Annotated in this window: 21 protein-coding genes and 2 pseudogenes; 5 read left to right on the top strand and 18 right to left on the bottom strand. The window is 73.5% G+C overall.

What is annotated here, in order from left to right; all coding sequences use genetic code 11:
* Positions 1 to 3: 3 nt before the first annotated feature.
* The 11 genes and pseudogenes from kdpB to K7854_RS21775 all read right to left on the bottom strand — a co-directional run bounded on the left by kdpB (position 4) and on the right by K7854_RS21775 (position 11053).
* The gene (gene kdpB, locus K7854_RS21825; RefSeq protein WP_226028233.1) at positions 4 to 2139 is read right to left on the bottom strand and encodes a potassium-transporting ATPase subunit KdpB; all 2136 of its coding nucleotides are present in this window, start codon (positions 2137 to 2139) and stop codon (positions 4 to 6) included.
* Entirely contained in the window at positions 2136 to 3797 is a 1662-nt protein-coding gene (kdpA, locus tag K7854_RS21820; protein WP_226028232.1) for a potassium-transporting ATPase subunit KdpA, read from the bottom strand. The genes kdpB and kdpA overlap by 4 nt, the downstream gene beginning before the upstream one ends.
* Before the next feature lie 7 nt (positions 3798 to 3804).
* Positions 3805 to 3894, bottom strand: coding sequence for a K(+)-transporting ATPase subunit F (gene kdpF, locus K7854_RS21815; protein ID WP_037922167.1), 90 nt, complete (start codon positions 3892 to 3894; stop codon positions 3805 to 3807).
* 243 nt (positions 3895 to 4137) lie between these two features.
* Positions 4138 to 4584 (bottom strand): annotated as a pseudogene (locus K7854_RS21810) (GtrA domain-containing protein); the annotation flags it as partial.
* Between the two features lie 212 nt (positions 4585 to 4796).
* On the bottom strand, positions 4797 to 5588 hold the full coding sequence (locus K7854_RS21805; protein ID WP_226028231.1) for an ABC transporter permease: 792 nt from the start codon (positions 5586 to 5588) through the stop codon (positions 4797 to 4799).
* Entirely contained in the window at positions 5585 to 6622 is a 1038-nt protein-coding gene (locus K7854_RS21800) for an ATP-binding cassette domain-containing protein (RefSeq protein ID WP_372481054.1), read from the bottom strand. The genes K7854_RS21805 and K7854_RS21800 overlap by 4 nt, the downstream gene beginning before the upstream one ends.
* Positions 6623 to 6735: 113 nt before the next feature.
* Complete coding sequence (locus K7854_RS21795; RefSeq protein WP_226028230.1) at positions 6736 to 7578, bottom strand: DUF4097 family beta strand repeat-containing protein; 843 nt, start codon at positions 7576 to 7578, stop codon at positions 6736 to 6738.
* Between the two features lie 125 nt (positions 7579 to 7703).
* Positions 7704 to 8225, bottom strand: coding sequence for a hypothetical protein (locus K7854_RS21790; protein WP_226028229.1), 522 nt, complete (start codon positions 8223 to 8225; stop codon positions 7704 to 7706).
* A 161-nt stretch (positions 8226 to 8386) separates the two neighbouring features.
* Positions 8387 to 9010 carry a carbonic anhydrase gene (locus tag K7854_RS21785; protein WP_226028228.1) on the bottom strand — a complete coding sequence of 208 codons (624 nt, stop codon included), beginning with the start codon at positions 9008 to 9010 and terminating at the stop codon, positions 8387 to 8389.
* A 53-nt stretch (positions 9011 to 9063) separates the two neighbouring features.
* Complete coding sequence (locus K7854_RS21780) at positions 9064 to 10353, bottom strand: phosphatase PAP2 family protein (RefSeq protein WP_226028227.1); 1290 nt, start codon at positions 10351 to 10353, stop codon at positions 9064 to 9066.
* Positions 10354 to 10432: 79 nt separating this feature from the next.
* On the bottom strand, positions 10433 to 11053 hold the full coding sequence (locus K7854_RS21775) for a VOC family protein (RefSeq protein WP_226028226.1): 621 nt from the start codon (positions 11051 to 11053) through the stop codon (positions 10433 to 10435).
* Between the two features lie 153 nt (positions 11054 to 11206).
* Here K7854_RS21775 and K7854_RS21770 point away from each other — a divergent pair, with 153 nt between their 5' ends.
* Complete coding sequence (locus tag K7854_RS21770; RefSeq protein WP_226028225.1) at positions 11207 to 11791, top strand: TerD family protein; 585 nt, start codon at positions 11207 to 11209, stop codon at positions 11789 to 11791.
* Positions 11792 to 12090: 299 nt separating this feature from the next.
* Here the strand turns inward: K7854_RS21770 and K7854_RS21765 are convergent, their stop codons facing one another.
* Together K7854_RS21765 and K7854_RS21760 are read right to left on the bottom strand one after the other, a co-directional pair.
* On the bottom strand, positions 12091 to 12822 hold the full coding sequence (locus K7854_RS21765) for a ferritin-like domain-containing protein (protein ID WP_226028224.1): 732 nt from the start codon (positions 12820 to 12822) through the stop codon (positions 12091 to 12093).
* 119 nt (positions 12823 to 12941) lie between these two features.
* Positions 12942 to 13595: a helix-turn-helix domain-containing protein gene (locus K7854_RS21760; protein WP_226028223.1), complete on the bottom strand. Its 654-nt coding sequence runs from the start codon at positions 13593 to 13595 to the stop codon at positions 12942 to 12944.
* Positions 13596 to 14377: 782 nt separating this feature from the next.
* Here K7854_RS21760 and K7854_RS21755 point away from each other — a divergent pair.
* The 4 genes from K7854_RS21755 (at position 14378) to K7854_RS21740 (ending at position 18010) form a co-directional block, all read left to right on the top strand.
* Positions 14378 to 15235: an oxidoreductase gene (locus K7854_RS21755; RefSeq protein ID WP_226028222.1), complete on the top strand. Its 858-nt coding sequence runs from the start codon at positions 14378 to 14380 to the stop codon at positions 15233 to 15235.
* A 305-nt stretch (positions 15236 to 15540) separates the two neighbouring features.
* Positions 15541 to 15744, top strand: coding sequence for a cold-shock protein (locus K7854_RS21750; protein WP_226028221.1), 204 nt, complete (start codon positions 15541 to 15543; stop codon positions 15742 to 15744).
* A gap of 281 nt (positions 15745 to 16025) precedes the next feature.
* A complete protein-coding gene (locus K7854_RS21745) occupies positions 16026 to 17624 on the top strand; it encodes a DEAD/DEAH box helicase (protein ID WP_226028220.1) in 1599 nt (532 codons plus the stop codon).
* 56 nt (positions 17625 to 17680) lie between these two features.
* Positions 17681 to 18010, top strand: coding sequence for an SCO5918 family protein (locus tag K7854_RS21740; protein ID WP_226028219.1), 330 nt, complete (start codon positions 17681 to 17683; stop codon positions 18008 to 18010).
* Between the two features lie 7 nt (positions 18011 to 18017).
* On the opposite strand, the pseudogene K7854_RS21735 reads toward K7854_RS21740, so the two are convergent.
* From K7854_RS21735 to K7854_RS21715, 5 genes and pseudogenes are all read right to left on the bottom strand, one after another.
* Positions 18018 to 18170: pseudogene (locus tag K7854_RS21735) on the bottom strand (DUF952 domain-containing protein); the annotation flags it as partial.
* Positions 18171 to 18464: 294 nt separating this feature from the next.
* The gene (locus K7854_RS21730) at positions 18465 to 19031 is read right to left on the bottom strand and encodes a hypothetical protein (RefSeq protein ID WP_226028218.1); all 567 of its coding nucleotides are present in this window, start codon (positions 19029 to 19031) and stop codon (positions 18465 to 18467) included.
* A complete protein-coding gene (locus K7854_RS21725) occupies positions 19015 to 19506 on the bottom strand; it encodes an RNA polymerase sigma factor (protein WP_226028217.1) in 492 nt (163 codons plus the stop codon). The genes K7854_RS21730 and K7854_RS21725 overlap by 17 nt, the downstream gene beginning before the upstream one ends.
* A gap of 62 nt (positions 19507 to 19568) precedes the next feature.
* Entirely contained in the window at positions 19569 to 20213 is a 645-nt protein-coding gene (locus K7854_RS21720) for a class F sortase (protein WP_226028216.1), read from the bottom strand.
* The gene (locus K7854_RS21715; RefSeq protein WP_226028307.1) at positions 20210 to 20557 is read right to left on the bottom strand and encodes a RodZ family helix-turn-helix domain-containing protein; all 348 of its coding nucleotides are present in this window, start codon (positions 20555 to 20557) and stop codon (positions 20210 to 20212) included. Before K7854_RS21715 ends, K7854_RS21720 begins: the two co-directional genes overlap by 4 nt.
* Positions 20558 to 20705: the final 148 nt, after the last annotated feature.

Here is a 20705-nt window from a genome sequence, read left to right as displayed (position 1 = left end):
CGGTCAACCGATTCCGGGGATGAGCGAGACGAGCAGGTCGATGATCTTGATGCCGGCGAACGGGGCGATCAGACCGCCCAGTCCGTACACGGCGAGGTTGCGGCGCAGCATCCGGTCGGCGCTCATGGGCCGGTAGCGCACGCCTTTCAGCGCGAGCGGGACCAGCGCGACGATGATCAGCGCGTTGAAGACCACCGCGGACAGGATCGCGGAGGACGGGGAGGACAGGCCCATGATGTTGAGCTTGTCCAGGCCCGGGTAGACGGCCGCGAAGAGCGCCGGGATGATCGCGAAGTACTTGGCGACGTCGTTGGCGATGGAGAACGTCGTCAGCGCCCCGCGGGTGATCAGCAGCTGCTTGCCGATCTCGACGATCTCGATGAGCTTGGTCGGGTTGGAGTCGAGGTCGACCATGTTGCCGGCCTCCTTGGCGGCCGACGTGCCGGTGTTCATGGCCACGCCGACGTCCGCCTGGGCCAGCGCGGGGGCGTCGTTGGTGCCGTCGCCGGTCATCGCGACCAGCTTGCCGCCGGCCTGCTCCCGCTTGATCAGCGCCATCTTGTCCTCGGGCGTGGCCTCGGCGAGGAAGTCGTCGACGCCCGCCTCGTCCGCGATCGCCTTCGCGGTCAGCGGGTTGTCGCCGGTGATCATGACCGTCTTGATGCCCATGCGGCGCAGCTCCGCGAAGCGTTCGCGCATGCCGTCCTTGACGACGTCCTTGAGGTGGATCACCCCGAGGACGCGCGCGCCGCGGTCGTCCTCGACCGCCACCAGCAGCGGGGTGCCGCCCGCCGCGGAGATGCGGTCGGTGGTGGTGTCCGCGTCGTCGGCGACCTGGCCGCCCCGCTCGCGGACCCAGGCGGCGACCGAACCGGCCGCGCCCTTGCGCACCTTGCGGCCGTCCACGTCCACGCCCGACATCCGGGTCTGGGCGGTGAACTCGATCCACTCGGCGCCGACGAGTTCGCCCTGGTGGCGCTCGCGCAGCCCGTACTTCTCCTTGGCGAGGACGACGATCGAGCGGCCCTCGGGTGTCTCGTCGGCGAGCGAGGAGAGCTGGGCGGCGTCGGCGACCTCGGCCTCCGTCACCCCGCGCACGGGCACGAACTCGGCGGCCTGCCGGTTGCCGAGGGTGATGGTGCCGGTCTTGTCGAGGAGCAGCGTGGAGACGTCACCGGCGGCCTCGACGGCGCGGCCCGACATCGCCAGTACGTTGCGCTGCACCAGGCGGTCCATGCCCGCGATGCCGATCGCGGAGAGCAGGGCGCCGATCGTGGTCGGGATCAGGCAGACCAGCAGGGCCACCAGCACGACCATGGTCAGCTCGGTGCCGGCGTAGTCGGCGAACGGCGGGAGGGTGGCGCAGGCCAGCAGGAAGACGACGGTCAGCGAGGCCAGCAGGATGTTGAGCGCTATCTCGTTCGGCGTCTTCTGCCGGGCCGCGCCCTCGACCAGGTTGATCATCCGGTCGATGAAGGTCTCGCCCGGCTTGGTGGTGATCCGTACGACGACCCGGTCGGAGAGCACCTTCGTGCCGCCGGTGACCGCGGACCGGTCGCCGCCGGACTCGCGGATGACGGGCGCCGACTCCCCGGTGATCGCCGACTCGTCGACCGAGGCGACGCCCTCGACGACGTCGCCGTCGCCGGGGACGATGTCGCCGGCCTCGCAGACCACCAGGTCGCCGACGCGCAGCCCGGTGCCGGGCACCCGCTCCTCGCGTCCGTCGACGAGACGGCGGGCGACGGTGTCGGTCTTGGCCTTGCGCAGGGTGTCGGCCTGGGCCTTGCCGCGGCCCTCGGCGACCGCCTCCGCCAGGTTGGCGAAGAGCACGGTCAGCCAGAGCCAGGCGCTGATCGTCCAGCCGAACCAGTCGCCGGGGTCCGCGAAGGAGAAGGCCGTGGTCAGGACGGATCCGACGAGGACGACGAACATGACGGGCGACTTCACCATCACCCGCGGGTCGAGCTTGCGGAACGCGTCGGGCAGTGACTTGACCAGCTGCTTCGGGTCGAAGAGGCCCGCGCCGACGCGGCCCTGCTCGGGCTGGTGCCCGGTGGGTGCGTCGTGGTGCGGCGCCCGGTCCGGGGTGGTGACGGTGGACATGGCGTCCTCTTGTTTCCGCGTGTGAGTGGTCATGCCAGCCCCTCGGCGAGCGGGCCCAGGGCGAGGGCCGGGAAGTAGGTCAGCCCGGTGATGATCAGGACGGCGCCCACCAGCAGCCCGCTGAACAGGGGCTTCTCGGTGCGCAGGGTGCCCTTGGTGGCCGGCACCGGCTGCTGGCCGGCCAGCGAGCCCGCGAGGGCCAGGACGAACACCATCGGCAGGAAGCGGCCGAGCAGCATGGCGAGGCCGAGGGTGGTGTTGAACCACTGGGTGTCGGCGTTCAGACCGGCGAAGGCGGAGCCGTTGTTGTTCGAGGCGGAGGTGTAGGCGTAGAGGATCTCGGAGAAGCCGTGCGCCCCGCTGTTGGTCATCGAGTCGCCCGGCGTGGGCAGCGCCATCGCGGCGGCCGTGAACACCAGGACCAGGGCCGGGGTGATCAGGATGTAGCAGGCCGCGAACTTGATCTCGCGGGTGCCGATCTTCTTGCCCAGGTACTCGGGGGTGCGGCCCACCATGAGCCCCGCGATGAAGACCGCGATCACCGCCATGACCAGCATGCCGTAGAGCCCGGATCCGACGCCTCCGGGCGCGATCTCGCCCAGCATCATGCCGAGCATGGTGATGCCGCCGCCCAGGCCGGTGTAGGAGGAGTGGAAGGAGTCCACGGCGCCGGTGGAGGTCAGGGTGGTCGACACCGCGAAGATCGACGAGCCGCCGATGCCGAAGCGGACCTCCTTGCCCTCCATCGCGCCGCCGGCCGCCTGCAGCGCCGGGCCGTGGTGGGCGAACTCGGTCCACATCATCAGGGCCGTGAAGCCGACCCAGATGGTGGCCATCGTGGCGAGGATCGCGTACCCCTGCCGCACCGAGCCGGTCATGACGCCGAAGGTGCGGGTCAGGGCGACCGGGATCAGCAGGATCAGGAAGATCTCGAACAGGTTGGTGAACGGGGTGGGGTTCTCGAAGGGGTGGGCGCTGTTGGCGTTGAAGTAGCCGCCGCCGTTGGTGCCCAGCTCCTTGATGACCTCCTGGGAGGCGACCGCACCCCCGTTCCACTCCTGCGTGCCGCCGGTGAACTGGCCGACCTCGTGGATGCCGGAGAAGTTCTGGATGACACCGCAGGCCACCAGGATCAGGGCGCCGACGACGGCGATGGGCACCAGGACGCGGACCACACCGCGGACCAGGTCGGCCCAGAAGTTGCCCAGTTCACCGGTGCGGGACCGGGCGAAACCGCGGACGAGGGCGACGGCCACGGCGATGCCGACGGCGGCCGACACGAAGTTCTGCACCGCCAGGCCGGCGGTCTGCACGACGTGGCCCATGGCCTGCTCGCCGTAGTACGACTGCCAGTTGGTGTTGGCCACGAAGGACGCGGCGGTGTTGAACGCCTGGTCCGGGTCGATGGAGGCGAAGCCGAGCGAGCCCGGCAGCACGCCCTGCAGCCGCTGGAGCAGGTACAGGAAGAGGACGCCGGCGACGGAGAAGGCGAGGACGCCGCGCAGGTACGCCGGCCAGCGCATCTCCGTGTCCGGGTTCGCTCCGATGCCCTTGTAGATCCACCTCTCGACCCGCAGGTGCTTGGACGAGGAGTAGACCTTGGCCAGGTAGTTGCCGAGGGGGACGTAGGCGAGCGCCAGCGCGGCCATGAGCGCGAGCAGCTGGAGCACGCCGGCGAGGACGGGGCTCATGCGGTGCTCAGAACCTCTCCGGGTGGATCAGGGCGAGGACGAGGTAACCGAGCAGGGCGACGGCCACGATCAGGCCGACGATGTTCTCCGCGGTCACAGCTTCGTCACCCCCTTGGCGACAAGGGCCACGAACGCGAACACCGCGATCGTGGTGACGACGAAGGCCACGTCGGCCATCGCTGGCTCCTAGTGAGGTTCGGAAAAGAAGCTGACAGGAAGATGAGAGCCCCGTTCCGACCGGTTTCGGCCACCGTTGACGGCTTCCATACGGCGGCGTGAGCGCCTTTGACACGTCTCTGACGAGGGGACGCCCGGGGGGACACCCGAGGGGACGCGCCCCGTCCGCCGCGGCGGGACGCCGCTCGCCCCGCGCGAAGACGACGAGGCGCAGCACCACGAAGCGGGCGATACCGGCGAGCGCGGAGGCGGACAGGTAGACGGCCTGTTCCAGCACCGCACCGGGCGCCGCCACCACCTGGTGCAGGACGAGCATCGCCGCGCACGTCACCGCGTACGCGGCCCCCGCCGATCCGGCCGACTGGGCGTGCTGGCGCCAGGTCGTACGCCCGCCCGCGCCGAAGGTGAAGCGGGCGTGCAGCTCGGTGCCGAGGAGGGTGGAGGCCGCGGTGACCAGGGCGTTGGCCAGGGCCCAGGGCATCCAGGCGGCGAGGCCGGCCACGGCGAAGGCGGCGGCGAGGCCCACGCCGCCCCCGCAGAGCACGAAGCGGGCGAAGGCCACGAGGGCACCGGGCGTGGTCCGTCGGCCGCCGCTCCGCACTGTGTCCATGGTCGGACCGCCCCCTCCGTGGTGTCGTAGTGCCGTTGATGGCACCACTATGGCACATTCATGGCGCCATCGGGAGCCATTTACTGACGCCATGTGCGCCATCGACCGGCGGGGCAACGCCGAGGGCGGCGCGCCCCGACGAGGTGTCGGGGCGCGCCGCCCTGGTGGAACGGGTCGCGGGGACCGCCCGCGGAGCTGGCCGCGGTGGCCGCCTACTTCGAGTCGCGGTTGAAGACCGACTTCGACCAGAAGTAGCCGAGCGCGCAGAGGGCCACGCACCAGCCGAGGGCGAGCCAGCCGTTGTGGCCGATCTCGGTGCCGAGGAGCAGGCCGCGCAGGGTCTCGATGGCGGGGGTGAACGGCTGGTACTCGGCGATCGGCTGGAACCAGCCCGGCATGGCGTCGATGGGCACGAAGGTGCTGGAGATGAGCGGGAGGAAGATCAGCGGCAGCGCGTTGTTGCTGGCGGCCTCGGCGTTCGGGCTGATCAGGCCCATGCCGACGGCGATCCAGGTGAGCGCGGTGGCGAACAGGGCGACCAGCGCGAAGGCCGCGAGCCACTCCAGGACGGTGGCGTCGGTGGAGCGGAAGCCGATGGCCGCGGCGACGGCACCGACGAGGACCACGCTGATCACCGACTGCAGCACACTGCCGATGACGTGCCCGGTGATCACCGAGCCGCGGTGGATGGGCATGGTGCGGAAGCGCGCGACGATGCCCTCGCTCATGTCGTTGGCGACCGAGACCGCGGTGCCGACCGTGGTGCTGCCGATGGTCATCAGCACCAGGCCCGGCACGATGAACGCGACGTAGGCGGACCGGTCGGCGCCGCCGTCGCCGATGCCGGCGCTCATCGCGTCTCCGAAGATGTAGACGAAGAGCAGCAGCAGCATGATCGGCGTGAGCAGCAGGTTGAGGGTGAGGGAGGGGTAGCGGCGGGCGTGCAGGAGGTTGCGGCGCAGCATGGTGGAGGAGTTGCGCACGGCGAGGGTGAGGGTGCTCATCGGACCGTCTCCTTGGTCGCGTCGGACGGGGCGGACTGGGCGGACTGGGCGGACTGGGCGGGGACGCCGGCGCCGCCGGTCAGGGCGAAGAAGACGTCGTCGAGGTCGGGGGTGTGCACGGTCAGCTCGTCCGCCTCGACGCCCGCGGCGTCCAGGCGGTCGAGGACGGAGCGCAGGTCGCGCTGGCTGCCGTCGCTGGGGATCTGGAGGGTGAGGGAGTCGTCGTCCGCGGTGCTGCCGGGCAGCGCGCCGGCGGCGTCGCGATAGGCGCCCGGGTCGGTGAAGCGGAGCCGGACGTGTCCGCCGGGGACGAGCCGCTTCAGTTCCTCGGCGGTGCCCTCGGCGGCGATCCTGCCGTCGTTGAGCACGGCGATGCGGTCGGCGAGTTCGTCGGCCTCCTCCAGGTACTGGGTGGTGAGGAAGACGGTGACGCCGCCGGTGACGAGTTCGCGGATGATCTGCCACATGTTGTGGCGGGAGCGGGGGTCGAGGCCAGTGGTGGGCTCGTCGAGGAAGATCACCCGGGGGCTGCCGACCAGGGTCATGGCGATGTCCAGGCGGCGCTTCATGCCGCCGGAGTAGGTGGAGGCGGGCTTCTTCGCGGCCTCGGTGAGGCCGAAGCGCTCCAGCAGTTCGGCGGCGATCTGCTTCCCCTCGCGCCGGGGGATCAGATGCAGGTCGGCCATGAGGAGCATGTTCTCCTCGCCGGTGATCAGACCGTCCACGGCCGAGAACTGTCCGGTGACGCCGATCGCGCCGCGGACCGCCTGCGGGGCGGTGGCGAGGTCGTGGCCGGCCACCTGGGCCTGCCCGCCGTCGGCGGAGATGAGGGTGGAGAGGATCTGCACGGTGGTGGTCTTGCCGGCGCCGTTCGGCCCGAGCAGCGCGAAGACGGACCCGGCCGGGATCCGCAGGTCGATGCCGTCGAGGACGGTCTTGTCCCCGTACGACTTGCGCAGACCCGCGGCGGAGACGGCGGCGGGCGCCTGCGGACCGGCTCCCGGGGTGGTCGTGGGCATGACAGACGAAGGCATGGAGCCCTCCCGTTCGAGGGGTGACGGATGTGCGGGGGTGAGGTGACGGAGCGTGCGGGGCGACGGTGGCGCCGGGGGGCGGATACGCCGGGGGGCGGCCGGTGCGCGGGCGCTCAGGCCTTGGCGCGGCGGACGTCGATGTTGCCGTACCGGGTGCGGGCGTGGACCTTGACGGTCTCCTCCGTCTGGGCGGGGCTGCCGGACGCGGTGAGCGTGTTGCGCACCTGCCCGCCGCTGGACTGGACGTCCAGCCAGGCGGCCGTGCCCGCGCGGACGCCGACCTCGATGGCGCCGTAGGAGGTCTCCAGCCGGATCTCGCCGCGGGCCACCTCGTCCACCCGCAGGGTGCCGTGGGCGGTGGTGGCGGTGAGCGAGGCCTCGGCGCGGGCGACGTTGATGTCACCGTTGGCGTTCTTCACCCTGAGGTCGCCGAGGGCGGCGCCCACGGTGGTGGAGCCGTGCGAGTTCTTCAGGACGGCGGGACCCTCGATGACGCCGACCCGCACGCTGCCGGAGCTGGTGGTGATCTCGGCCGAGCCCTCGACCCGGTCCACGGTGACCGAGCCGTGGGACGCGTCGAGCCGCAGCGGCCCGGTCGTGTCCAGGCGCACGTCGCCGCCCGGGGTCTTCACCCGGACCTCGCCCAGCCGGCCCTCGCCGAGGACCTGGGTCCAGGAGCCGACCGTGTCGACGCGGGACCCGGCGGGCAGTTCCACCGTCACGTCGACCGTGCCGGTGGGGCCGATGAAGCGGCGCTCCTTCGTGCTGATCGTCAGGACGCCGCTCGCGTAGGAGACCTCGGTCTGCTCGGCGGCCCGTACGTCCTTGTCCCGCTTGGGGTCGCCCGGGCGCACCTCGACGACCGTGTCGGGCCGGTCGCTCGCGGTGAACCGGACGGAACCGGCGCCCACGTGGGCGGTCACCGCGATCGGGCGGGGAGTGTCGAAAGAAGGCATGGCTGTACCGTCCTCATGAGTCCGTGGGGCGTCCCCGCTGGTGGGACGTGGTCTGAGCGTGGCGCTGTGCGGTGTGGTCCAGTGCGGTTCGGTGTGCTGCGGTACTCGGTTCCTTGCGGGCCGGGCTAGCGCACCCAGCCGGTGAAGCTCTGTCCGACGTTGCGGGCCCGCTCCGGCGCGGGCGCGCTGCCACCGCCGTCGACGGCGGCCGAGACGGCCCGCACCAGCCAGGCGTTGACCGACAGTCCCTCGCGGCCCGCGGCCTCCTCGGCGCGCGTCTTGAGGTGGGCCGGCAGGCGCAGGTTGACGCGCGCGGTGCCGCCCTCGTCGCCGTCGGCGGGCGGCGCCGGCGCCTTGAGGGTCTCGACGGGCGCGGCCTGCTCCACGGCACCGCCGCCGTCGGTGGGCGGCGGTGTCACCACGAAGTCGGGGTCGAGGCCGCGCAGCCGTACGTCGACCGAGCCGGGGGCCAGCTCGCGGGTGATCTCGTCCATCGCGGCGGAGAGCACGTTGAGCATGGTCAGCCGGGTCGCCGACTCCAGCGGGGCGATCAGCCGCTCGGCCAGCTCGCGGGCTTCGTCGCCACCGGCTTCGGCGGCCACCGCGAGTTCGCGGCGGAGTGCGTCGACATACGGGGTGAGGTCCATGACGCCATCATGGCACCACGATGGCGCCACGCGCAAGTACCAACGACACCAGAACGGCGAGGACGCGAACGACAGCCCACCGACCTGCGGAAACGTCCCCGAAATGCAATGTGCCTCCGTGGCGCCACTCATGGCATCACGGAGGCACAGGTGCCGACCGGCTACTCGGGGAGCCCGTGAGCCGCCACGCGCTTCACCGTCCCGTCGGCCAGACGGTAGGACAGTCCGACGACGGCGCACCGGCCGGCGGCCACCTCGTTCGCCAGTTGCGCCGAGCGGCCCACCAGCCCGTCGACGCTCCGGCGGATGTGCTCGTCCACGAACTCGTCGACCTCGGTGCGCCCCAGGGCGCGCGCCGCGAGCACGCTCGGCATCACCCGCTCCACCACGTCCCCGAGGTAACCGGCCGGTGCCGTGCCGCCGCGTTCGGCCTCGGCGGCCGCGGTGACCGCGCCGCAGGAGTCGTGCCCGAGCACCACCACGAGCGGTGCGCCCAGCACGTTGACGCCGTACTCGACGCTGCCCAGCACCTCGGCGCCCGCCACGTGGCCGGCCGTCCGCACCACGAACAGGTCGCCCAGCCCACGGTCGAAGATGATCTCGGCCGCGAGCCGTGAGTCCGAGCATCCGAAGAGCACGGCGAACGGATGCTGACGCGGGGCCAGCTCCGCCCGGCGGTCGGCGTCCTGGTTGGGGTGCAGGCGGTCCCCGCTCACGAAGCGGGCGTTGCCCTGCAGCAGCGCCGCGTAGGCCTCTGCGGGGGAGGAAGGGCTCAGATCAGGCATGGCTGCACGATACCGACCCGCTTCCGGGTGCCGCGTGCCGCGTGCCGCGTGCCTCAGGCTGCCTCGAGTTGCGGTTCCGGACGCGGTGACGGCGCCGCGGGCGCCGGTTCCCACCCCTTCACGGTCCGGACGTAACCGTGGATCACCGAGGCCATGGCCAGCAGCAGGAGCGGGCCGAAGACCCACGGGTGCCGGGCCATCTCCAGCGACAGGTAGCGCGTCGACGCCAGGATCGCGGCGAACACCACCGCCCCGTGGGCGACCAGCAGGCTTCCCGACCGGTCCCAGCCGCGGTCCAGGGCGCGCAGCCCCGCCTCGACCGTGACCGCGAACACCACTCCGGCGACCAGGTCGATGGCGTAGTGGTAGCCGAACCCGAGCGTCGCGGTGAGCGTGGCGACCAGCCAGAACGTTCCTGCCCAGCGCAGGACGCGCGGGCCCGTCCGGGAGTGGATGAAGATCACGGTGGCCCATGCGGTGTGCAGGCTGGGCATGCAGTTGCGGGGGGTGATCCCGTCGTACGTGAACGCGTGCGGCGCGGCGACCGGCGGTGGCGTGTGCGGCCACAGGTCGGCGAGCGCCCACTCCTCGCCGCCGGTGCCGAAGGCGCCGGTGCCGTAGGCGAAGACCGGCCCGACCACCGGGAAGATCATGTAGATGCCCGGTCCGAGCAGGCCGATCAGCAGGAAGGTGCGGACCAGGTGGTGGCGCGGGAACCGGCGCTCGGCCGCCACCTTGCGCAGCTGGTACAGCGCGACCACGACCGCGGCCACCGCGAGCTGGACGTAGACCCAGTCCAGTACGTGCTCACCGACCGCTCCGGTTGCCTCGACGGCCCGGCCCACCAGCCACGACGGGTTGCCGAGCGCGTGGTCGGCGGTCGCCACGTACGGGTCGAGCACGTCCGGACGCGTCTTCGACGTGATCAGCAGCCAGGCGTCGCCCGTCTTGCGCCCGGCCACCAGCAGCAGGCCGAGCCCGACGCCCTTCAGCAGGAGGATCCGTTCGGGGCCGGTGCGGCGCGTCACGGCGACGACCCCGCAGCCCAGGACCACCCACAGCGCGCCGTTGCCGAAGGAGTGGCTGCCCGACGCGGTGGCGTCCGCGGCCCACCGCACCAGCGCGACGGCGAGGTCGATGCCGACCGCGACGGCCGCCGCGAGGAACCGCTGCCGCCAGGTCAGGACCACCATCGTCAGCGCCAGGCCGGCGTAGAGCAGGGGCCCCGACGCGGGGGCGAACACCAGCTCCTTGGCCTGGTTGGTCATCGGCCCCGGCAGGCCGTAGCGGCGCGCGGCGATCTCCAGCGCGATGAGGAACGCGAGGGTCGCCACACCCGCCACGGCCCAGAGTCTCGCCCGCGTCCGCCCCCAGGGTATTCGCGGAGTTTCCCTTGATGACATGAACAGGAAGACGAACGGATCACTGCCTGGGTTCCGGCTGCCAGGTGAAGCCGTCCGGGTCGTCGAACGGGCGGGTGCCGCCGGAGACGACGAGGCGGTGCGAACCGGTTCCCTCGGCGGGCACGCCCGCGACCTTGGCGAGGGCCCGGCGCTTGTAGAGGGAGAGCTTGACGGTGCCGGGGCCGGTGGCGAACTCGACGTACTTCCCGCCGAAGCTCTTGCCCACGGTGAGGCCCTGCTCGACGTAGAACCGCTTGGTGGCCCTGACGTCCTCGACGCCCAGGAGGAGCACGATCTCGTCGACGTCGCGGGTGACCGGAGCGGTGTCCTTCTTCGCCGAGGTCGCGAGCTGCCAGACCGTGCCGTCCGGTGCCTGGACCACCCCGCCGTATCCCCACAGCGACTTCGCGGCGGGCTTGAGGACGGTGGCGCCGGCCTCGACGGCGGCGGTGAACAGGGCGTCGACGTTGCCGGGCTGGGACACCACGAGCGACAGGGTGAAGCCGCGGAACCCGCTCGTCGGGGCGTCGCAGGCGCGGACCCGCACCCGCGAACCGTCGAGCCCGAAGGCGTCGGAGTAGAAGCGGGCGGCGGCCTCGGTGTCGGCCACCTCCAGGGTGACCGAGTCGATGGAGTTCATGGCGTCGACGGTAGGAGCGGGCGGGGCCGCGGTGCTTCTCGAAAACTGACGGGCTGCCCGCGGCCGCCCCCGTCCCCGGCCCCGCCCTGCCGAAACGTTCCCGCGCCAGGCAGACTCTGCGGCACAGGCACGACCACGGAGGATGACCCACACATGATCACGCTCACCAAGGAAGGCGGCCCCGCGGACCTGGACGGGGTGACCCACCTGTCCATCGGCGTCTCCTGGGACCCCACCGCCGGCAGCAGCGGCGGAGTGCTCGGCAAGCTGCGGCGCAAGACCGGCACCGACCTCGACCTGATCGCCGTCGCGATGCAGGGCGGGGACCCGGTACGGCTCGCCGGGCTCGACTCGCTCGACCCGATGGGCAACGGCTCGCTGCTGCACAGCGGCGACAACCAGACCGGCCACGGGGACGGCGACGACGAGACGGTGACCGTGGAGTTCGCGCGGCTCCCGGGCGTCATCACGTCGATCGTGTTCGTCGCCGCCGCGTACAAGAAGGGCAGCTCCTTCCAGAAGGCGCGCAACATCAGCTTCAAGGTCTACGACGCGACCGGGGGCAGCTCGGAGCAGGTCGCCGACATCTGGCCCAGCCTGCTGAGCCAGGACAACGGCTGCGCCGTGGCCAAGGCCGTGCGGGTCGGGGACTCCTGGAAGCTGGAGGTCGTCAACGAGACGGGCAAGATCAAGCAGGGCGACGAGCACGCCCTGATGCGCTTCGCCGTCAGCAAGTAGGACGCCCCGAGGTACGACCACCCGAGGTACGACCCGCCGCCGGGCGTGCCGGGCGGCCGCGGGAGCGGGCGGGGACGGGGGACGAGGGAGCGGGCGTGAGCGCGGACGCGGGAGCGGGCGTGCCGGGCGGACGCGGGAGCAGGCGTGAGCGCGGACGCGGGAGCGGGCCTGCCGGACGGACCCGCCGGCGGGCGTGAGCGCGGACGCGGGAGCAGGCGTGCCGGACGGACCCGCCGGCGGGCGTGAGCGCGGACGCGGGAGCGGGCGTGCCGGGCGGTATGGCGCCGGTGCTGCCGGTCTCAGGCGTCGCCGGGCCACGCGTCCGGCCGCGGGGACAGCACCGCCTCCACCACCTCGGCGGACGAGGCCATGACGTCGGACGCGAACCGGCGCCGTCCGACGCCGAGGCGGCGCAACCCCGCGCCGTGGTCGGCGACGACGACCAGGGTGGCGGCGAGGAGCAGCAGCCGCCACAGGGCCAGCACGGGGCGGCGCGTCACGGCGGGGAGTTCGGCCAGCGAGTCGTGCAGCCGCTCGCAGTGGAAGGGGACGTGGCGCCGCTCGTCGGCCAGGATCCGGCCGGCCACCTCCGTGGTCAGCGCGTCGTCGGTGCCGTCCCGCAGGGCGCGGTAGTACCGCAGCGCCACGACCTCGGCGACCATCAGCACCAGCAGTTCGGTGCGCAGGCCCAGCAGGCGCCGCAGCCGTACGAAGGCGGTGTCGCTCCAGTGGCCGCGCAGCGTCGGCCTGCCGCCGGCGGCCAGCAGCCGGGCGAGGAGCCGGGCGTGGTTCTGCTCCTCGGCGACGAAGAGGCGCACGGCGCGCGCGTATTGGGGGTCGCCCGCCTTCTCGGCCTTGGCGACGAGGTTCGCCCCGTCACCGTCCTCGCCGACCTGGAAGCGCTGGACGCCGGCCCACACCGCCCGGTGCAGCACGGCACCGCGCGTCCAGTCCGGGTCGCCCTGCGCCCGCCTGCGCTCGCTCTCGTCCTCGAACCGCCGCGTCCACTCGGCGAACCCGTCCGCAGCCACTGCGCCGCCCCTCTCCGGGGCACGGCCGCCGTGCCCCGTCGGGTGACGACGCAGCGGAACACCGAACCGTTCCTGCCGACCGACCCTCCGGCCGTTCGCCCGTCCGTCCGGTCGCTCGCTCAGCCGCTGAGTCCGAGTTCGCCCGCGCGTACGCCCGCCTGGAACCGCGACCCGGCGTCGAGGGCGTCGAGCAGTGCGGCGACCCGGCGCCGGTAGGTGCGCAGGGACATGCCCAGTTCGCGAGCGGCTGCCTCGTCGGTGGCACCCGATCCCAGTGCGCGCAGCACCGTCCGGCTCCCGGCGTCGAGCTGCGGCTGGTCGCCCCGGAGGAAGGACGCGAGGTCGGTGGCCGCCTCCCAGGCGGCTTCGAACAGGGCGTGCACGCCGCCGACGAGGGTGGGCGCGGAGGTCACGGTGTACGCGCGGCCCCCGGGCGCGTCCGCTCCGGCGAGGATCGCCCAGCGCCGATCGATGATGATCGTCTCGTGCGGGAGGGCACTGGCGGCGATCCGCACCCGGGCGCCCCGGGCGGCCAGCTCGTTCAGGTGCGCCCGGGCGCCCTCGTCGGCGAGCGCGGCCGGGCTGAGCAGCTTGCGCACCTGCGAGGCGCCGCTGTCCCGCACCCGCGTGCGGGCGACCCGCCGGGCGGCCGGGCGGGGCCAGGTGTCGAGGTCGCGGGCGGCGCAGACGAACTCCTCCCGGACCGAGGAGAAGAGATGCCCGGCCCGCGCCAGCAGCTCCAGGTCACCGTGCACCGTCATGCTCTCTGCCATACGGCCATTGTGACGCGCCCGCCCCCACCGGCACCCGGGCCGACCGCTCGGGGCCGGCCCGGGGCGCTCGGAGACCCGAGGGCCCGCCGGGCCGGCCGGAGCCGCCGTGCGCGCCAGGGGCACTGGCCCCGCCGGGGACTCCGGGACGCCGGGAACCACCAAGGGCCGCCGGGCCGCAAGGCCGCAAGACCGCTGGGGAACGCCAGGCCCGCCACACCCGGCGGGCCGCAACACTCACCAAACCGCCGGACCCGCCCCCGCCCGCCGAGGTCGGCGGCGGCCGCCGGGGCTGGCGGCGCCGCGGTGGCTACGGGGACCGTGGTCCTGGGGATCGCGGGTGGTCTCGGGGGGTCCCGGAGGTCCCAGACGGTCCCGGGGTCCCAGGTGGCCCCGGGGGTCGCCGGGCTCCCGAGCATCACGGGTGCTCCCGAGGATCCCGAGGCGGTCCCGAGCATCACGGACCGTCCCGAGCATCATCACGGGCGGTCCCGAGGATCCCGAGTGGTCCCGAGGATCCCGAGTGGTCCCGAGGATCGCGGGTAGTCCCGGGGGATCGCGGGGTGGTCTCGTAATCCCGGGCGGTCCCGAGGATCCCGGGCGGTCCCGAGACTCGCAGGGCCGCCCCGGGGATCGCGGGGTGGTCTCGGGGATCGCGGGGTGGTCTCGGGGATCGCGGGGCGGCCCCGGGGGCCGCCGGGGCCGGGGGCGCTGTGGGTCGGGTGGGTGGCAGCAAGTTGCCATGGGGTCGTGGGGTGGGGGTGGGGGCGCGCAGGGTGGGGGGCATGAGCAATGAATTCCGCCTTGGTGGCGACCTGACGATCGGGCGGCTCGGCTTCGGAGCCATGCGTCTGCCCACCAACAGCTTCCACGGCCCGGCCCGCGACCCGGAGACCGGGCGCGCCGTGCTGCGCCGGGCCGTGGAACTCGGCGTCAACCACATCGACACCGCCGCCTTCTACACCAGCGGCGACGGCACCGTACGCGCCAACGACCTGATCCGCGAAGCCCTGCACCCCTACCCGGACGACCTGGTGATCGCCACCAAGGTCGGGCCGCTGCGCAGGCCGGACGGCAGTCTGGAGGCGACCACCGACCCGGGCGCGCTGCGGGCGCTGGTCGAGGAGAACCTCGAGGGCCTGGGCCTCGACCGCCTCGACCTGGTCTACCTCCGTATCGGCGGCCTCGCGCCGACGCCGCACGGCGAGTCCGTCGCCGCCCGCTTCGAGGCGCTGGCCGCACTGCGCGAGGAGGGTCTGATCCGGCACCTGGGCCTCAGCAACGTGGACGCCGGGCACCTCGCCGAGGCCCGGGCGATCGCCCCCGTGGCGGCCGTCCAGAACCACTTCCACACCGACAAGCGCGACGACACGGAGGTGCTGGCCCACTGCGAGGAGGCCGGCATCGCCTATGTGCCGTTCTTCCCGCTGGGCGGCGGCCTGACCGACCTCCGCGGGGACCGGATCGCCAAGGTCGCGGGCCGGCACGGCGCCACGGTCCCGCAGATCGCCCTGGCCTGGCTGCTCGCCTCCTCGCCCGTCACCCTGGCCATCCCCGGCACCGGCACCCCGTCCCACCTGGAGGAGAACACGGCCGCCGGGTCGATCGCCCTCACCGCCGAGGACCTCGCCGACCTCGGCTGACCCGCCCGCCCGGGCCCCCGCGCGGACGTGTCCTTTGTCTCGGTACGGGGTGTCCGGGGGTGTCCGCGGCGTCCCGGGGTGCCGATATCCGCCCCGTGGGCGGCGGAAATCGGGCCCCCGCCCGGGAATATTCCCCGGGCGGCCGACCGGGCCAAGATTATCGCCGGCACCCGGCCGATCACGGCGTGCTACTGTCGACGGAAGTTGCAGTTGTGGTTGCCTGAAGGTTTTTCCGACGGGGTGATCATCGCGGCGACCGGAGTGCACACAGGGTGAACTCCGAGCACCGTACCGAAGGAGAAAACATGGCTTCCGGCACCGTGAAGTGGTTCAACGCCGAAAAGGGCTTCGGCTTCATCGAGCAGGACGGCGGCGGCCCCGACGTCTTCGCCCACTACTCGAACATCAACGCGCAGGGCTTCCGCGAGCTGCTCGAGGGTCAGAAGGTGACCTTCGACATCGCGCAGGGCAACAAGGGCCCGACGGCCGAGAACATCACCCCGGCCTGACGCGCACGCACACTCCGCAGCTGGGGCCCGCACCTTGGGGTGCGGGCCCCAGCTTGCCGCGTTTCCGGGCGCACCGCGCCCGCCGCGGGGTACGGATTTCTCCGCACTCCCTCCCCGCATTCGCTCCACCCGCGTTCACGCGTTCCCGCATTCACCAATTCTCCCGGTCCGCTCGGCCCACCACGCCGAAATCGACCGGGCCGGCTCGTTCTTGCGATTCCCTGCGCCGCTCGTCCGCTGCGGGTCTCCCTTGATACGTGCCGTATCGAGGAAGGTTCCCCATGAACCGCGCACGCACCAACGACCGCCGACGCTCCGGCGACACCCCCCGGCGCTCCCGTTCGGCCGGCCGCCCGCAGAACTCCGGCCGCCGCCCGGCCGCCGCGCCCCAGGGCGGCGAGTTCGCCCTGCCGAAGACGGTCACCCCGGCGCTGCCCGCCGTCGAGACCTTCGCCGAACTCGACCTGCCGGCCCGCATGCTGGCCGCCCTCGGCGACCAGGGCGTGACCATGCCGTTCCCGATCCAGGCGGCGACCCTGCCGAACTCCCTGGCCGGGCGGGACGTACTGGGCCGCGGCCGCACCGGTTCGGGCAAGACGCTCGCCTTCGGCCTCGCCCTGCTGGCCCGTACGGCCGGCCGGCGCGCCGAGCCGCGGCGTCCGCTCGCCCTGGTTCTCGTCCCCACCCGTGAGCTGGCCCAGCAGGTCACCGACGCGCTCGCCCCGTACGCCCGCGCCGTGGGCCTCAGGTCGGCCACCGTGGTCGGCGGCATGTCCATCGGCCGGCAGGCCGGTGCGCTGCGCTCCGGCGCGGAGGTCGTCGTCGCGACGCCCGGACGGCTCAAGGACCTCATCGACCGCGGCGACTGCGCCCTCGGCGACGTCACGATCACGGTCCTTGACGAGGCCGACCAGATGACCGACATGGGCTTCATGCCGCAGGTCACCGCCCTGCTCGACCAGGTCGCGCCGGACGGGCAGCGGATGCTGTTCTCGGCCACCCTCGACCGCAACGTCGACAAGCTGGTCCGCCGCTACCTGACCGACCCGGTGGTCCACTCCGTCGACCCGTCGGCCGGTGCCGTCACCACGATGGAGCACCACGTGCTGCACGTGCAGGACGAGGACAAGCAGCGCACCACCATCGAGATCGCGGCGCGCGACGGCCGGGTCATCATGTTCCTGGACACCAAGCACCGGGTGGACCGGCTGGTGAAGCACCTGCTGAAGAGCGGGGTGCGCGCCGCGGGCCTGCACGGCGGCAAGTCCCAGCCGCAGCGCACCCGGACCCTCGCCCAGTTCAAGGACGGGCAGGTGACCGCGCTGGTGGCGACCAACGTCGCGGCCCGCGGCATCCACGTCGACAACCTCGACCTGGTCGTCAACGTGGACCCGCCCGGCGACCACAAGGACTACCTGCACCGGGGCGGCCGTACGGCCCGGGCCGGCGAGTCCGGCAGCGTCGTCACCCTGGTGACGCCGGACCAGCGGCGCGAGATGACCCGGCTGATGGCCGCGGCCGGCATCACCCCCCGGGTCACGCCGGTCCGCTCGGGCGAGGCGGAGCTGACCCGCATCACCGGGGCGCAGGCACCCTCCGGCGTCCCCGTCGTGATCGCCGCACCGGTCGTGGAGCGCCCCAAGCGCGCGGCCTCCGGTACGGGATCCGCGTCCCGCGGCCGCCGCGGCCGTTCCTCGCAGGGGCGCGGCGGCGGACAGGGCACCGGCGCCCAGGCCCGTACCGGCGCCGCGCAGCCCCGCACCGGTCAGGGCCGGGCCGCCCAGGGGCGGCCCGCCGGCGAGTCCCCGCGCCGCAGGCCGCGCCGCCAGTCCGCCGGCGGCTCGACCGGTTCGGCCGGTGCGACCGGCTCGGCGGCCTAGGACGGTCCGGGCAGGTTCGAACACCACCGCACACCCATCCCGCTCGTGGAGGCATCATGCGCTGTGTCATCGCCCGGTACCCGTTCGACCTCACCAAGGGCGGGGTGCTGGACTCGATGAAGGGCGTCACGCCCGAACCCGTCACCGGTGAGTCGGTCACGATCGGCCGTCGCCGCTATCCCGTCAAGCAGGTGGGGGAGGTCGTCACCCGGCAGGACCGCCGCGACTTCACCGGTGGTGAGGTGACCCGGGCCATGACCCGCCTCGGCTTCACCTGCCACCCCGCCCCCGGCGCCGAACCCGCGCCGTCGGCGCCCGCCGCGACACCGGTCGAGACGGCGTCCGCGCTGCTCGGCGGCACCGTCATCACCCCCCAGGACGGCTGAGGCACGATCAGCACAGCCCCGTGGCCCGGCCCCCGGCGTCCCAGCGGACCTCCAGCACACGCCGGACGGCCGCGCGGTCGAGGGGGCCGAACACGTGCGGGAAGAGGGTGCCCTCGGCGACACCCGGCGGCGGCGCGGGTGCGGCTGCCTCCCACTCGCAAACCTCGCGGTGAGCCGGTGGGAGGCGGCCGAACATCGCCACCAAGTGATAGATCATCACCCCGTTTTGACATCCTCGCCTGTGTGAACGCAGGCGATTCCGGTCCGCACCGCTACGCGGTGCCACCGCGGGTTCCTGCTTCATCGACCTCTGCCGCCCCGTGAGGGGTGGTCTTACATGGTCTCCACAGGCTTGACGTCCCGCCTGTCCGGCGGTAGGTCCGACAACTCCGTTGTCGGACAAGCCGATCCTGCCATGAATCCGCGCCTCTCCGGATCGCCAGGCGAGGAAGCCCTACACCTCCACCCTGAAGAGGGGAGCACTGGGCAAGCGTTCGAAAGCAGCCGAGCCGCTGTGCGCCGCATGGTCGGGCGCCGCGGGCGTGGGCACCACCACGGCGCCCGGCGCGCTCGACGGGCCCTGCCGGACCGGCGGGACGCTCGGCTCGGTCGTCGGCTCGGAGGGCGACGGTGTGGCGGCGGACGGGGCGGGGGCCTCCGTCGGCGGTGCGTGGCCGGAGCGGGGCGCCCGCGTGGCGTCGCTCGGCGGGGCCGGGCTGGGCGAGGCCTGCGGGGTGGGGTCGGCGGGGGCCGGGGCCAGCGGTGGCGCCGGGCGCGTGGGCTCGGTGGGCACCGCCCAGCGCAGCGGCAGTGCGATCAGGGCGGCGGCGGCAGCGGTCGCGGCGGCACCGGCGACGGCACGCAGCAGGCGCCGGCGGGACGCCGCCCGGCGGATCGCCTCGTAACGGCCCGGCGGCGGGCCCAGGAAGTCGGCGCCGGGCCGCAGCACGACCAGCAGCGGGTCGTCGCCGTCGGGTCCGGAACCGGGCTCGTCCATCTCGTCCTCAAGGCGTGTGGTCAAGGCTTCTCCTCAGCCGGACACGGAGCAGTTCGCGGGCCGCGTGCAGGTCGGCCTTGACGGTTCCCTCCTTGCGCCCGGTCAGCGCGGACACCTCCCGGATCGGCATGTCGGCGTAGTAGTGGAGCAGGATCGGCACGCGCAGCCGCTCCGGCAGCGACTGTACGAGCAGCCGCACCGAGGGGTCGGCCTGTTCGGGGTGCGGGCGCACGGCGACCTCCGCGGTGACCCGGCGCACCGCCCGGCGCTCGCGCTCCAGCTTGCGCCAGTGGTCGCGGACGAGGTTGGCGGCGGTGACGTAGAGGAAGCCGCGGGGCTCCTCCACCGACGTCCAGCGGGCCCAGAGCCGGGTGAACGCCTCGGAGGCGATCTCGTGGGCCGTCTCGTCGTCGTCGACGAGCCGGCGGCACCAGCCGGCGAGGCGCGGATACAGGGCGGCGAACAGCTCGGACGCCGCCCTGTCACGGGACCGTTTCAACGCTCTCCATGGTCGTGAGGGTGTGCGGTGCGCGCACCGGGTCCTGTCCGGCGGACAGATGGCTAGGTGCCCCCGGTGGCGGCCAGTTCGGCGAAGACGATGACGTTGTCCCGGTACTCCTCGCCGTCGCGCGGTCCGCCGCAGGTGATGAGCCGCAGCTCCGGTCCCGCCACGTCCCCGTAGACGTCCTCCGTCGGGAAGTCGTCCTTCGCCACCGTCCGTACGGCCGTGACCGCGAACTCGGCGGCCGTGCCGTTCTCCAGGCGGGCCTCGACCCGGTCGCCGCGGTGCAGCCGCGCGAGGTGCCGGAAGACGCCGTCGCCGTACCGGCCCACCGTGACGTGGCCCAGGAGGACCGACGGCCCCGCCTGGCCCGGGGTCGGCGAGTGCCGGTACCAGCCGGCTCGGTCGTCGGCCGTCACGGGCGGGACCTCCACCGTGCCGTCCGAGGCCAGGCCGAGGTCCATGACCGGGGTGTCGACCCCGATGGCGGGGATGCGCAGCCCCACCGGCACCGAACGCGCCAGGGGCCGCACCGACTTGGCCGGGGCCTGCGCGGGAGGTGCCGCCGTGGCCTTCGCGGCTGCCGGGCGGCTGGGGGCGGCGTCGCCGTCCCCCTGGCCGCCGCCGCAGCCCACGAGCAGCGCGGCCAGTGCGGCGGTGGCGAGGGCGGGGGCGGCCAGGGTCCGGCCGGGGCGCGGGATCACGCGCCGGTCGCCGCCGCCCGTCGGCGGCGGACGACGAAGAGGACCACGCCGCCCGCGAGGAGCACCCCGCCGGTGCTCGCGCCGACCACGGACGGGTCGGTCCCGGCCGGGTCCGCGGGCGCCGCCACGCCGGTGTCGGCCGCGCCCTCCGGTACGACGGAGACCTGGCCGTCGGCGGGCGCGGCGGCCGGTGCCTCGGTCGGCTCGGCGGCGGGAGAGCTGACGGACGGCGCGGGTGCGGGGGCCTGGTCGGTCGCTCCGGTACCGGGGCTCGGGGCGCTCTCGGCGGGGGCGGAGGGGAACGGGCTGGGGGCGTCGGCGAACGCGGGCGCGGGGCCCGCCAGTACGGCGGGGCAGGCCCGGGGCCCGGGGGGGGGGGTGGGTTGGGGCGTCCGGGGCGTCTCTCTCCTCCGCCGCGCCCCCCCGGGGGGGGGGGGCGGTGGGGCACGCCGCGCCCCGCCTCGCCCGCGACACCGGCAGCCCGCTGGAGGT

Source organism: Streptomyces hyderabadensis, from assembly GCF_020404845.1.
Classification (GTDB): domain Bacteria; phylum Actinomycetota; class Actinomycetes; order Streptomycetales; family Streptomycetaceae; genus Streptomyces; species Streptomyces hyderabadensis.
Note: the sequence above shows the minus strand (reverse complement) of the source record. Positions and strands in the feature narration are given on the sequence as shown.

Excerpts from the sequence above, each read along its gene's own strand:
- K7854_RS21750 (WP_226028221.1), top strand. The coding sequence starts at position 15,541 with ATGGCTTCCGGCACCGTGAAGTGGTTCAACGCCGAAAAGGGCTTCGGC.
- K7854_RS21775 (WP_226028226.1), bottom strand. The coding sequence starts at position 11,053 with ATGAACTCCATCGACTCGGTCACCCTGGAGGTGGCCGACACCGAGGCC.
- kdpB (WP_226028233.1), bottom strand. The coding sequence starts at position 2,139 with ATGACCACTCACACGCGGAAACAAGAGGACGCCATGTCCACCGTCACC.
- K7854_RS21755 (WP_226028222.1), top strand. The coding sequence starts at position 14,378 with ATGAGCAATGAATTCCGCCTTGGTGGCGACCTGACGATCGGGCGGCTC.
- K7854_RS21745 (WP_226028220.1), top strand. The coding sequence starts at position 16,026 with ATGAACCGCGCACGCACCAACGACCGCCGACGCTCCGGCGACACCCCC.
- K7854_RS21805 (WP_226028231.1), bottom strand. The coding sequence starts at position 5,588 with ATGAGCACCCTCACCCTCGCCGTGCGCAACTCCTCCACCATGCTGCGC.
- K7854_RS21785 (WP_226028228.1), bottom strand. The coding sequence starts at position 9,010 with ATGCCTGATCTGAGCCCTTCCTCCCCCGCAGAGGCCTACGCGGCGCTG.
- K7854_RS21740 (WP_226028219.1), top strand. The coding sequence starts at position 17,681 with ATGCGCTGTGTCATCGCCCGGTACCCGTTCGACCTCACCAAGGGCGGG.
- K7854_RS21790 (WP_226028229.1), bottom strand. The coding sequence starts at position 8,225 with ATGGACCTCACCCCGTATGTCGACGCACTCCGCCGCGAACTCGCGGTG.
- K7854_RS21800 (WP_372481054.1), bottom strand. The coding sequence starts at position 6,622 with ATGCCTTCGTCTGTCATGCCCACGACCACCCCGGGAGCCGGTCCGCAG.
- K7854_RS21795 (WP_226028230.1), bottom strand. The coding sequence starts at position 7,578 with ATGCCTTCTTTCGACACTCCCCGCCCGATCGCGGTGACCGCCCACGTG.
- kdpA (WP_226028232.1), bottom strand. The coding sequence starts at position 3,797 with ATGAGCCCCGTCCTCGCCGGCGTGCTCCAGCTGCTCGCGCTCATGGCC.
- K7854_RS21770 (WP_226028225.1), top strand. The coding sequence starts at position 11,207 with ATGATCACGCTCACCAAGGAAGGCGGCCCCGCGGACCTGGACGGGGTG.
- K7854_RS21760 (WP_226028223.1), bottom strand. The coding sequence starts at position 13,595 with ATGGCAGAGAGCATGACGGTGCACGGTGACCTGGAGCTGCTGGCGCGG.